8 protein-coding genes are annotated in these 12,706 nt (G+C 70.1%); 1 reads left to right on the plus strand and 7 read right to left on the minus strand.

Annotated elements, in window-relative coordinates; genetic code table 11:
• Positions 1-144: 144 nt before the first annotated feature.
• On the plus strand, positions 145-807 hold the full coding sequence (locus tag AB0M56_RS42325) for a hypothetical protein (RefSeq protein ID WP_364186866.1): 663 nt from the start codon (positions 145-147) through the stop codon (positions 805-807).
• 456 nt (positions 808-1,263) lie between these two features.
• Here the strand turns inward: AB0M56_RS42325 and AB0M56_RS42330 are convergent, their stop codons facing one another.
• The 7 genes from AB0M56_RS42330 to AB0M56_RS42360 form a co-directional block, all read right to left on the minus strand.
• On the minus strand, positions 1,264-4,035 hold the full coding sequence (locus AB0M56_RS42330) for a BTAD domain-containing putative transcriptional regulator (protein ID WP_364186869.1): 2,772 nt from the start codon (positions 4,033-4,035) through the stop codon (positions 1,264-1,266).
• 477 nt (positions 4,036-4,512) lie between these two features.
• Positions 4,513-5,415 (minus strand): ectoine hydroxylase, encoded by a 903-nt coding sequence (gene thpD / locus AB0M56_RS42335; protein WP_364186872.1) that lies wholly within the window; start codon positions 5,413-5,415, stop codon positions 4,513-4,515.
• A 64-nt stretch (positions 5,416-5,479) separates the two neighbouring features.
• A complete protein-coding gene (locus tag AB0M56_RS42340) occupies positions 5,480-5,875 on the minus strand; it encodes an ectoine synthase (RefSeq protein WP_364186875.1) in 396 nt (131 codons plus the stop codon).
• 27 nt (positions 5,876-5,902) lie between these two features.
• Positions 5,903-7,153, minus strand: a complete 1,251-nt coding sequence (gene ectB, locus AB0M56_RS42345) for a diaminobutyrate--2-oxoglutarate transaminase (protein WP_364186878.1) — start codon at positions 7,151-7,153, stop codon at positions 5,903-5,905.
• A 38-nt stretch (positions 7,154-7,191) separates the two neighbouring features.
• Positions 7,192-7,695, minus strand: coding sequence for a diaminobutyrate acetyltransferase (gene ectA / locus AB0M56_RS42350; RefSeq protein ID WP_364186881.1), 504 nt, complete (start codon positions 7,693-7,695; stop codon positions 7,192-7,194).
• Between the two features lie 260 nt (positions 7,696-7,955).
• A complete protein-coding gene (locus AB0M56_RS42355) occupies positions 7,956-11,411 on the minus strand; it encodes a patatin-like protein (RefSeq protein ID WP_364186883.1) in 3,456 nt (1,151 codons plus the stop codon).
• Between the two features lie 49 nt (positions 11,412-11,460).
• Positions 11,461-12,705, minus strand: coding sequence for a DUF445 domain-containing protein (locus tag AB0M56_RS42360; RefSeq protein ID WP_364186886.1), 1,245 nt, complete (start codon positions 12,703-12,705; stop codon positions 11,461-11,463).
• Between the last annotated feature and the right edge of the window lies 1 nt (position 12,706).

Consider the following 12,706-nt stretch of genomic DNA (forward strand, 5'->3'; position numbering starts at 1 on the left):
TCACGCGGTGGCGGATCCGGATCTTCCGGCGAAGGTGCCGGCCGTCATGCGGGTGCCCGTGGACCTTCGGATTCCGGCGCGTGGCGAGCCGAACCCGCCGCCTCCGCCCACCGCGGCGGCTCCTCGGACTCCGGCTCCTGGCGGGTGATCCCGCCCGATCCCCGGCTCGCGGCCGCGCCCGGTGGCGTCCTGCCCACGCCGCCGAACCGCACGCCGCCCAAGCCGAAGCCGAACGTGCTCGGCATCGTCGGCCTGGTTCTCGGCCTGGCCGCGATCGCGGCGGCGATCGCGGCGGCGATCGCGGCGGACTACGGCTTCGTCGCGTGGCCGCTCGCGGGCGTCGGGCTGGTGCTGGCGATCGTCGGCACGGTCCAGGCCACGCGCGGCAAAGCGGGCGGCCGGGGCATCGCGGTGACGGCGGTGATCGTCACGGTGATCGCGGCCCTGCTGTCCGCCACGATGGTGCTGTTCCCGTCGGTCTTCGGCACCAGCAGCGCCGGCGACCTCCACATCCCGCCGACCCCGGGCGACGAACACAACGTCGACTTCGTCGTCACCTCCGCCGGCGGCGCCACCGTCCGCTACGGCACGCTCAACGACCAGCGCACCGAGTCGGCCCCCGCGAGCACCGATCAGTGGCACGGCCACGGCTCCTTCAGCGGCGGCACCCCGATCCTCAGCCTGACCGCCGACACCGCCAACGCGAGCGTCGTGAACCAGATCTCCTGCACGATCCTCGTGGACGGCAAGACGGTGGCCGACAGCAGTGGTTCGACAATCGCACTGTGCACGGCGAACGTGGGGTGAGCTCGGGGCGGGCTCGGGCTTCGCACAGCCCACTGGGACGTCCAGTTCGATCGCTGGACCCCGCGCCGCTCGAATGACGCCCCCAGGTGCTCCTCGGGGCCTGGCGGCCGGCCGGCCTACCCCCAAGTCGGCCGGCCAACCGCCACCGAGCCGCTCCTGGCGGCTCTTCCGGACCCGCCGCACGCGACTGCGGATCCGCGGCGCCGGCTTCACAGCCTGCCCCTCCCCTAGGGCTCCGCCAACACCGCCTACGACCCTACGCGGCCCACACCCCCGGACGCTAAGAAACCACTAAGTATGCCCAGCCAGGGTATCCCCGACCTGCACAAATGCGGGTGAACGCTGTGCAAGAAACCTCTTGCGCGGGCCTCGTGGGCCGATCTTCAACCGATCTCGAACCGACCCAAAACCGGCACCCTCAAGCCAGCCGAGCGATCAGCGAATCGGTCGAACCAGTCAAACCGCCCACCCCAGCTCAGCAGCCTCCGCCTGCACCTCCGCGACTTGAGCCGGATTCACCCGCTCATACAGCACCGCCGCCAAGGCGTACTGCTCGCGAGCCGACCCAGCCGTCGCCGGCGAAGCGCGCAAGATCCGTGCCAGAGTCACCCGAAGGATCGCCTCGTGCAGGTCGAACCCCCGGGCGTGCGCGAGATCGATCCCCTCCCACGCATAACGCGACGCAGTGGCCGAGTCCCCCAAGCGCTGCGACAGGTCGGCCAGGTTGTTCAGCGAAACCACCGCGAAGCTGTCGTTCCCCAGCTCCCGGTCGATCGCCAGCGAGGCCAGCTCGTGCGCCACCGCGTCCTCGAAGCGGCCGGCGCGCTTCTCCGTTTCGGCGCAGTTGTTCAGGGCCTGCCCGCGCAGCTCGAGGTCGCCGGTGCGCTCGGTTTCGGCGACGGCGTCCAGCAGGCGGGAGATGGCTTCGTCGTGGCGGGACAGCAGGGACAGCACGCTGCCGAGGTGGATGTTGGCGACCGTGACGGAGCGTTTGTCACCGAGCTGCACGGCGAGGTCCAGGGCGCGTTCGGCGTCGCCGGGGCGGGCCTGGGGCAGCTCGAAGGTCAGGGCGATGGCGCAGCGGGAGATGAGCATCCAGCACTGGCCGAGGATCTCGCCGGAAGCCTCGGCGGCGGCCAGGCCCAGGTCGACGAGGCGGGTCCACTCGTCCAAAAGGGGCCAGACCACTCGGTAGGTGTGCGAGACCCGTGCCAGGCGCCAGACGTCGCCGTACAACGCGGCGGAATACGCGGCGTCCAGCACCACCAGGAGGTTGGGCCACTCGGCCTCGAACCAGTCCTGGGCCTCGTCGAACGTGTGCAGCGCCGGGAGGGCGTCGGCGGGCAGCAGTCTCGTCAGGTCGAGCGGGTCGACGATGCGCAGCATGCGGCGGCGGGCCGTGTCGGAGGCGGCCTGGTAGAAGTGCACGGCGCGGACCAGGACCGCTTCCGTCGAACCACTGTCCAGTTCGGACTCCGCGAGCTCCCTCAGGTAGAGCCGCACCAAGTCGTGGGGTGCGAAGACGTCGCGGGCGGTCTCGGTCAGCAGGTTGTGCGCTGCCAGGGTGCGCAGGGCGCGGCGCGCGCGGTCGACGGGCATGGACGCCACCGCGGCCGCCAGGTGAGGGCCGACGCGGCGGACCGGCAGGACACCGAGCTGCAGCAGGAGGCGCGCCAGGTCCGAAGGGAGGCCGCGGAAGGAGACGTCGAACGCAGCACGCACGCCGTCGTCGGCGCCGTCGACCTCCAGAGCGGCGAGGCGAGTGCGTTCGTTGCCCAGCTCGTCGACGAGGTCCTGAACGGTCCACTGTGGACTGGCGGACAGCCGCGCGCCCGCGATGCGCAGGGCCAGCGGCAGGTAGCCGCACAAGCGCGCCAGGACGTGGTTCAGGTCGAAGTCCGCGGGCCCGGCCAGCTCTTCGATCAGGCGCACCGCGTCGTCGGGCGCCAAAGTGCCCAGAACACGCAGCCGCGCCGCGTTCGACACGGCCAGGCCTTCGAGCTTCGACCGGCTCGTCACCACGGTCATCGACCGCGAACCCGGCGGCAGCAACGGCCGCACCTGCTCGGCGGAACGCGCGTCATCCAGCAGCACCAGCATGCGGCGGCCCGCGATGAGCGACCGGTACAGCGCGACGCGTTCGTGCAGCTGCTCCGGCACGTCACCCGTCGCGACGCCCAGGCCGAGCAGAAACTGCGTGAGCAGCTCCGCAGGCTCCAGGGGCGCGTGCCGCGGGTCGAAACCGTGCAGGGAAGCGAACAACACGCCGTCGGGGAAGCGCGCGGCCGCACGGTGGGCCCACCACACGACCAGCGCGCTCTTGCCGACGCCGGCCGTCCCGGACACCACCGCGACGGTGCTCCCGCCGGTCTCGGCGAGGCCGTCCAGCCACGCCAGCTCGGCGTCGCGGCCGGCGAGCGAAGGCACCGCGGCCGGCAGTTGTGAAGGCGCTTTCACGAGCGCGGACGGTTGGGGGACGGCGACGTCCAGGTTGTCGTTGAGCACACGCTCGTGCAGCCACCGCAGGTCGCCACCCGGTTCGACGCCGAGCGTGCGCAGCGTGGCGCGCGAGACGGTGCGGTAGAGCTCCAGCGCGTCGCCCCGGCGGCCGGCGTAGTAGAGCGCGCGCATGAGCTGCCCGGCCGTGCGCTCGGCCAGCGGGTCGGCGCGCACGAGCGGGCTGAGCTCCACGATCAGCTCGTTGTGGCGGCCCAGCTCCAGGTCGGCGTCCACGCGCGCGCCGTGGATCGCGAGGCGCAGGTCCTCCAGTTCGGGCGCCCGCACCGAATCGGGCACGCCGGACAGCGCAGGCCCTCGCCACAGAGCCAAAGCCGAGCCCAGCAGCGGCGACGCGTGCTCCGGCGGCTCCAGCACGGCGCGATCCAGCAGAGCGCGGGCGTGGTGCACGTCGATGCGCGCCGGATCCACCGCGAGCTGGTAGCCGGGCGGGCTCGTGAGGATCTCCGCGACGGAGTCACCGCCCAGGTCGCGCAGCACGCGGCGCAGGTGCGAGACGTTGCCGTGCACGATCGTCCGCGCGGTGGCGGGCGGGTCGTGGCCCCACAGCGCGTCGATGATCTCCTCGAGCGGCACGACCTTGCCGACCTTCAACGCCAGCAGCGCGAGCAGGCCTTTCACACCGGGACCGCCGATGGAAACTGCACGTGCACCGTCGAGGAGCGTGACGGGGCCGAGCAGCTGCACGTGCGCGCCCGCGTTTTCGGCCATGCTCGCGCGCACCTCCCCGGTTGGTTTCCGGCGTCTCCCCCGCCAGGAGGGACAACCTACCGTGGTGATGAGCTGACAGACACAACTCTTTCGTGAACTCCACACGCCGGACACCCACGTGTCAGTCGCTGTTTCCCCGGCTGTGCGCACGGTTTTCCCGCCCGAGCAGCGGCCGTGGCCCGAATGTCGTAACGGACGCGCCCCCTGACGAAACGAATCCGGCCCCGCACCATCAGTCCCGATCTGATGGTGCGGGGCCGGACTCGGTGACGTCGGCTGGGCCGCCAGGGGGCGCGGTCCACCCGACCTCAATGCTGCCCAGGCGGGACGGGTGGGCTCACCCCGAGCTAGGAACCCGGACTGCCACGGACAGCTCCTCCGCGGCGGACCCACGAGGCCCGTGCGGAGTGGCGACAAAGTAACAGGGTGCACATTCACGGCTACGGGCGACCCGCCGCCGCGCCGTGGTAACCCTCGTCACCGGCGCACCGGGGTGGCGTCGCGGCCGGCGATGAACGACGGCCGGGGACTGGCTGCCGCAAAGGGTTCCTGCAGCGCGTTCTCGACGCTGTTGAACACCAGGAAGATGTTCGAGCGCGGGTACGGCGTGATGTTGTTCGACGACCCGTGCATCACGTTGGAGTCGAACCACAGCGCCGTGCCCGCCGTGCCGGTGAACTGGTCGATGCCGTACTCGGCCGCCATCTTCGTGATGTCGTCCTCGGCCGGCACACCGACGCGCTGGTCCTTGAGCGAGCTCTTGTAGTTGTCGTCCGGCGTCTCGCCCGCGCACTGCACGAACGTGCGGTGCGAGCCCGGCATGACCATGAGCCCACCGTTGTAGGGGTAGTTGTCCGTGAGCGCGATCGAGCAGCTGACGGCCCGCGGCGCCGGCATGCCGTCCTCGGCGTGCCACGTCTCGAAGTCCGAGTGCCAGTAGAACCCCGTGCCCTTGAAGCCCGGCATGTAGTTCACGCGGCTCTGGTGGACGTAGACGTCCGAGCCCAGCATCTGCCGGGCCCGGTCGAGGACCCGCGGGTCGCGCACGAGCTCCGCGATCAGGTCCGAGATCACGTGGACGTCGAAGATGGACCGGACCTCGCCGGTCTTCGACTCGGTGATCACCCGCTCGTCCGCCCGCAGTTCCCGGTCGGAGGACAGCCGCACGAGCTCCTGCCAGTACGTCTGGACCTCACCGGGCGAGAGCAGGCCTTCGTCGACGGTGTAGCCCTTGGCCTCGTGGTTGGCCAGGGTCGCGGCGTCGATGGGACCGTCTGCCTCGGTACCCCACACCGTGGGGTGCACGCGCGGAAGTTGCTCCGGCGTACCGGTGATCCGGGTCGGGTACGCGTCTTCGACCCGGGTGTCCGTCAGCGTCACAGTTGCTCTCCTCCTGGTTCTCGCATTCGTTCGGCGTGGTGGTCGCGGCAGCAGCCGGGAAGGCTCAGGCGGTTTCTTCGACGATGAGTGGGTACACGCCGTTCTCGTCGTGCACTTCGCGGCCGGTGACCGGCGGGTTGAACACGCACACGCACTTGATCTCGGTCTTGGGCCGGACCTGGTGCTTGTCGTGGTCGTTGAGCACGTAGATGGTGCCGGGCGCCAGCGGGAAGACCTCACCGGTCGCCTTGTTCTCCACCTCGCCCTCGCCGGAGGTGATGAACACGGCCTCGATGTGGTTGGCGTACCAGAAGTCGTTCACCGTGCCCGCGTACAGCGTGGTCTCGTGCACCGAGAAGCCCAGACCCTCCTTGGCGAGGATGATGCGCTTGCTGCGCCAGTTGGGCGTCTTGATGTCAGCGTCGGTGTCGGTGACGTCGTTGAGCGTGCGGACCAGCAAAGGTTGCTCCTTACCTGTTGTTCGGGACTACTTGAGGACGGCGGCGATGGAGTCGTTGATGATCGACAGTCCCTGCGTGAGCTCGTCGTCGGTCAGGGTCAGCGGCGGCAGCAGCTTCATGACTTCACCGTCGGGCCCGGACGTCTCCATCAGCAGGCCGCGCTCGAACGCTTCCCTGCACACCGCGCCGGCCAGGTCGCCGTTCGCGAACTCGATGCCGCGCGCGAGGCCGCGGCCCTTCGCCAGCAGGTTGGCGTCCGGGTAGGCCTCCACGATGTCCTTGAAGGCGGCGGCGATGCGCTCGCCCTTGGCCTTCGTGGACTTCTCGAGCTCGTCGTCGCTCCAGTAGAGGTTGATCGCCTCGGTGGCGGTCACGAACGCGGGGCTGATGCCGCGGAACGTGCCGTTGTGCTCACCCGGCTCCCAGACGTCGAGCTCCGGCTTGATGAGCGTGAGCGCCATCGGGATGCCGTAGCCGCCGATGGACTTCGACAGGCAGACGATGTCGGGCTTGATGCCCGCGTCCTCGAAGCTGAAGAACGGGCCGGTGCGGCCGCAGCCCATCTGCACGTCGTCGACGATCAGCAGGATGTCGTGGCTCTCGCACAGGTCCGAGAGGCCCTTGAGCCAGGCGAGGCGCGCGGCGTTGATGCCGCCCTCTCCCTGCACGCCCTCCACGATCACGGCCGCGGGCTCGTTCAGGCCGCTGCCGGAGTCTTCGATCAGCTTCTCGAAGTACAGGAAGTCGGGGATCGTGCCGTCGAAGTAGCGGTCGTACGGCATCGGGGTGGCGTGCACGAGCGGGATACCGGCGCCGCCGCGCTTCATCGAGTTGCCCGTGACCGACAGCGCACCGAGCGTCATGCCGTGGAACGCGTTCGTGAAGTTGATGACCGACTCCTTGCCGGTCACCTTGCGGGCGAGCTTCAGCGCGGCTTCCACCGCGTTGGCGCCACCCGGGCCGGGGAAGACGATCTTGTAATCCAGCTCGCGCGGCGCGAGGATCTTTTCCTGGAACGCCTCCAGGAAATCGCGCTTGGCCACGGTGTACATGTCGAGCGCGTGGGTCACGCCGTCGCGCTGGATGTAGTCGATCAGCGCGGCCTTGAGCTTCGGGTTGTTGTGCCCGTAGTTCAGCGCGCCGGCACCCGCGAAGAAATCGAGGTAGGCCTTGCCGTCCTCGTCGTACAGCCAGCTGCCCTGCGCACGGTCGAAGACGACCGGCCACCCCCGGCTGTAACTGCGAACTTCCGATTCGAGCTCTTCGAAGATGCTCATGACGTTTCTCTGCTCCTACTCGACCCGAAATTGACGGCTTATTGACGGATCAACGGCCCGATGCGGTAAAGGTCTTCGGGCAGGTGCCCGCCTTCGCCATCTTCCGGGAAATCTTCGGCTTCGAACAGCCTGCTGCTCTTCAACCCGGCGTTCCACCGCTTAGCGAACGACGCGAAAAGCCGGATCGAAGCCTCGTTGTCAGGGGTGATCGTGGTTTCGAGAAACCGCACCCCGTCGTCGACCAGGCGGGTGTACAAGGCGTCGAGCAGCTGCCCGGCCAGGCCTTTCCCGCGCTGCGAAGAGTCGACCGCGACCTGCCACACCAGCGCGACGTCGGGCTCGGACGGCCTCCGGTAGGCGATGACGAAACCCACCGCCTCGCCGTCGACGCGAGCGACCACCGAACTCTCCGCGAAATCGCGGCACCACAGCAGGTACGCGTACGGAGTGTTAAGATCAAGCTTCTGCGAATCGCGTGCGATTCGCCAGAGGGCGGCGCCATCGGCCTTGGTCGGGGTTTCGATCAAGTGCTTTCCGGACATACTCAGGAAACGTAACAGAGAATTTTCACGCCGCCAGCGACGCGGGCCACGCCCACCCCGCTCACCTGCGGGGACGTGGATTGTCCGGTGAGGAGCCCCACAAACACGTTTGATCGACAGCGTCTCGGGGCAAGACCTGGGCTTGGACCGCTCGCCGTGGCGAGCGTCCTGTACTCCCCCGACCATGACGCGTCACGCGGTTCGGCGCAAGACGGACGAACGGCCCCCCTGACCAGACGGCGCGTCTCGGCGGTGGTCACTCAGGTGCGGCGGGTGATCTCGGTGCCCTTGACCTGGCGCCGGGTGCTCCGTGTGCGCGTGCGGCGGCGCAGTGCGGCGATCGGCGTCCACACGGCGGGCAGTACGAGCAGCAGCACCACGAGCAGCCACCACACGGGCGCCTCACCGCGGCGCCAGCCCGCGACCACCGTGCCGATCCAGCCGAACAACGGCTGCGCCAGCGGCGGCAGGAACGCCGCGAACAGCAACGCCAACACCACCAGCACGCACAGCAGCGTGAGCACCATGCGCCACGTGCGTTTCAGCGTCAGCAGGCTCACCACGAGGAACACGACCGCGCCCGCGGCCACGGGCGGGCCGACCCACTGCAGAACCTGGCCGCCGTTGCCGCCGAGCACGAGGCCCGCCACGGCCGTCACGGCGGCCGCGATGAGGTTCCACGGGCGGCCGAGCTTCGACGCGCCCTGCGTGACCCACCACGCGCTGCGCCCGGTCGCCTGGGCCACCTTCGCGGCGGGCTGCAGCGACGTCGGCACGCGGGTGGCGCCCGCGGCGGCGTTGAGGCCCGTCGCACCGGCCTTCACGAGCGTTTTGGTGAGCAGCATCGTGCCGCGTTCGCCTTCGAAGCGTTCGGCCGAGACCTGGCAGGCCTGGAACGCGCGTTGCGTCGCGGCGGCGTCCGCGGGCGGCGTGGCCATGATCGTGCGGAAGACCGCGGACGGCTTGCCGTTGCCCTCGGCCGCGTCGTCGGCCGCCTGCTGGGCGACGACCGGCAGCTCCTCGCGCGCGATCTCCAACTGGCGACCGCGCGCGAGCACCATCGACGTCATCGGCAGGCTGGTCGGCAGATCGTCGCTGAACGCCGCGTCGGCCAGCTGCGCGTCGAGGCCCAGGAAGGCGAGCTCCTCGCCGAGCTGCGCGACGAGCGACTGCACGTCCGCGGCCGGCACGTTGTCGGCCACGCTCGGCAGCTGCCAGCCGACCGCGGTGAACGCCTCGCGCACCTGGACGCGGAACGCCTCCGGACCGACGACGTTGCGCAGCACCCGCAGCCGATGCGGGTCGAGCAGGCACTGCACGAGCCAGCCGACGGCGTCGACGCGGCCCCACATCCAGTCGTTCGCGCGCCACGAGGACTTGTAGAACGCGCCGAAGTAGTCGGCCTGCAGGCCGGTGAGCTTGTCCCAGCCGCGCCGGCGGCCGAGGTCGAGCAACGTGCGGGAATCGGCGCTGACCTGCACCAGGTCCACGCGCTGGTCGACCGACGGCGGTTGCGCGAGGAGTCCGCGCGTGGCGACGTGCAGGAGGATCAGGCGTGACATCAGGGTGTGGTCGTTGGCGGAGTGGGCCGGGTCGTTGGACTGCGCTGCAACCTCGGGCTGGTTTGGGTCCTTCTGCCGCCCTGCGACCGCGGGCTGCGCAGCCATCGCGGGCAGCGCCAGGCCCTTGGTCTGCTCTGCGACCGCAGCCTGCGCCGGGTCGTCGTGCTGCACCGCCACCGCAGGCTGCACTGCAACCGCAGGCTGCGCCGCCACCGCGGGCGGTGCTGCCACCGCGTGCAGCGCCGAGTCGCCGGGCTGCGCCGCGACCGCGGCCTGCGCTGGGCCGTCGTGCTGCGCCGCCACCGCGGGCTGCGCCGCGGGCAGTGCTGCCACCGCAGGCTGCACTGCGACCGCCGGCTGCGCTGGATCCTTGGACTGCGCTGGGGCCACAGCCGGATCCTCGGCCAGGCCGAACCAGCCGATCAGCGTCGTGACGGTGTCGACGGCGTCGGCCACCACGTCGGCGAGCTCGGCGTCCAGCCGGGCCCCGTCGGTCCGCGGCGGCGTCTGCCCGTTCATCTTCAGCACCGCCGCCGTCGCCAGCGGGGCGCTCGCCAGCTCCCGGAGCACCGGCGCCGCGGCGCGCAGCGCGCCCATGACCAGGGGCCACGCTTCGCGCAACGCGTCCGACTTGCCCAGCTGGGCCCATTCCCGCGCGAGCTGCCCGATCCAGTCGGCCGCAGAGGTGCCTGCGGCCGGTGGTTCGTGTTTCGCCACCCACGGCGAGATGCGGATGCCCCGCGCGGCTTTGCTGCGCGCCGCGTGCAGGTGTGCGCGGACGTCGTTGAGCGTCGCGGCCTGCTGCCCGTCCGGGCACAGGTGGAACGCGGCGTTGACCAGCTGCAGGCCCGTGGCAACCGAATCGTCGAGCGCCGTGGTGCGGAAGGCGGCGAGGTCCTCGACCTGGCACCCGGCTCCCGGCGCCTTCGCCGGCATGCCGTGCCGGAGACCTTCGGCGGCCACCGAGCGCAGCTCCGTCGACATCCCCGTGGCCCAGCCCGGATCCTTGCTGTCCACAGTAGACAATTCATAGTACCGCGTGGCCGTGCGCACCAGCTCGGCCGCGTCCTCGGCGACGCGCCGGTCGAGGTAGGCCGCCATCACGCGGTGGTCCACGAGCTCGCCGCCGCGAAGTCCCAGCGCGGCAAGGGAAACGCGGGTGTCGCGGGTGGCGACCACTGCGTCGTTGTGCGCAGTGAGCTCCTCCAGGTCGGAGCTGATCGTCTGGTTGATCACCGTCGAGACGACCTTCGCCAGCGCCGCGCCCAGCAGCGGCGGGTTCGCCGGATCCACCGGCACCGCGGCCGCCTCGGGCTCGACGGTGGGCACCACGTAGAGCAGCAGCCGTCGCACGTCCGACGAAGACGGTAGCTCGAAGATCTCCCGCAACACCGGGCGCAGCGGCTTGTTCACGAGCACGCCGCCGTCGGTGAGCCAGTGCGAGCGCGTGAGCTCGGTGTAGTCCGTCATGTCCGGGTGCTGCCGGTCCGCGACCCGGGGGCCGACCGGCAGCCGCGCCAGCTCGAACGCGCCGGGGAACGACGCGGTGGAGCGCGCCGCGAGCGCGAGCGGCGCCGTGACCTGGCTGTTCCACAGTGGACCGACGAAGCGGAACAGCATGCGGTGCTCGGTGTCGCGCACGAGGTTGCCGAGCGCGTCGTCGTAGCGCACGGTCTCGCCGTCGATCATCGTGCCGGGCAGCAGCAGCGTCATGTCCGGCGCCTCGGACGGCGTCGTGCCGCCGGAGACGATCGCGCGGAACGCGCCGTCGAGACAACCCAGGAACTGGTCGCCGTCGAGCAGCGAGCGCGGCCGCGCTTCCTTCGGGTCGCGGATCAGGTTCGCCAGCGAGGCGTCGGCCAGCAGCGCGTCACGCAACGGCGCCGGCGAAGACCGGAACGCCTCCGCCAGCCCGAGCCCCGCCGCGCCGACGCCGCCGGCGCTCGTGCCGGTGAGCACGTCGAGGCGCACCTTCGCGCGCAGCAGGTCGAGCAGCTTCCGGTACCCACCACTCGGCTCGGAAGAGCGCGACGCCTGCAACAGCGCCGACGTCTCGGCGGCCACCCCGCTCATCCACACGGCCAGGCTCGCGCCGCCGACCATGGTCATCGCGAGCCGGATCTCCTGCGGCCACGGAGCCGCTCCCTCGCCCATGCCGCACCCCTCGACGTCCCGTCCCGACGGCAGCACCCTAGCGGCGCGCTCACGAAGCGAGGTGCTCCAGCAGCAGAACTTGGCCCTCCCCTACACAAAACCCGAGTACTGCGCCCGTCGCGATGAGGATCCACTCGTCCTGCTGGAACGCCGGGCGCAGCAGCTGCTCGAACTCCTCGGGCGAGAGCTCCTTCATCTTGGTGACCAGCACGTTGCGGATGTCCATCGCGTCGGTGGCGTAGTCCTCGATGTAGCGCATCGTGTCGGGCAGGCGCGCCATGATCTGCTCGGAGATCGCGAACTTCACGTCCTGGTAGCGGCGGCTGCCGATGGCGAACACCAGCAGCGGCTTCGCGACGTTTGCCGCGCGGCCGATCTCCACGTCGAGCTGGCGCTGGATCAACGCCAGCACCCGGTCGGACAGCGGCCCCTGCAGGATCGCCTGGATCACGTTGTGCGGCGTGATGATCTCCTTGGCGATCAGCGCGCCGTACGCCTCGGCCACCTCCGCGCGCCGCTTCAGGAACAACCCCTGCCACTGCACGCCGAAGTACCGCTTCGGCTCGAGCGGGTAGAAGATCATGCGCAGCGCGAGCCAGTCGGTGAACCAGCCCGTGAACAAACCGAACAACGGCATGATCAGCGGAAACTTGAACAGGACCCACGCCACCATCTGGATCACGCCGATCAGCCCGCCGAACGCGCACCCCGAGCGCGCGATGAACTTGAACTCCTGCTCGCCCGCCTCCTGGAAGATCCGGTTGAGCAGGCGCTTGTCCTTCACCAGGCTGGTGACGACCATGCCCTTGAGGTCGAACACACTGTCCACATCGGACTTGATGAGCTCCAGCACGGCCTTGACCATGTGCGGCGACTCGGTCTGCACGCGCTGGATCACCAGCCGCTGCACGCCCACCGGCAGCGATTCCCACAGCCCCGGCTGGTAGTGGCCCGCGACCTCGCGCACGATGTCCTCGACCGCCGCTTCGAGTGGTTTGGCGATCTCCTGCGCGATCCGGTCGGCGTCGAGGCGCGCGACGACCTCGGCCGGCTTGATCAGCTGCTCGGTCATCGTGTCGCACGCGATGCTCGCCATGCGCGCCGCGCGTTTCGGCACGATGCCCTGCCAGCCGAGGAACGGCTTGATCCCGAGGAACTCCACGGGCTGGAACATCATGCGGATCGCGACGAGCTTCGTGCCGTACCCGATGAGGGCGGCGACGACGGGGATCGAAACGTAGAGCGGCCAGTGGCGGGCGAAGTCGTCGAGCAGGCCCGAGAAGAACGCGCCCACG

Origin of the sequence: Amycolatopsis sp. NPDC051372 (assembly GCF_040682095.1) — a bacterium.
GTDB lineage: Bacteria > Actinomycetota > Actinomycetes > Mycobacteriales > Pseudonocardiaceae > Amycolatopsis.

What these genes read in the sequence shown, in the direction of transcription:
- AB0M56_RS42355 (WP_364186883.1), bottom strand. Translation starts at nt 11,411, where the DNA reads ATGGGCGAGGGAGCGGCTCCGTGGCCGCAGGAGATCCGGCTCGCGATG.
- ectB (WP_364186878.1), bottom strand. Translation starts at nt 7,153, where the DNA reads ATGAGCATCTTCGAAGAGCTCGAATCGGAAGTTCGCAGTTACAGCCGG.
- AB0M56_RS42330 (WP_364186869.1), bottom strand. Translation starts at nt 4,035, where the DNA reads ATGGCCGAAAACGCGGGCGCGCACGTGCAGCTGCTCGGCCCCGTCACG.
- ectA (WP_364186881.1), bottom strand. Translation starts at nt 7,695, where the DNA reads ATGTCCGGAAAGCACTTGATCGAAACCCCGACCAAGGCCGATGGCGCC.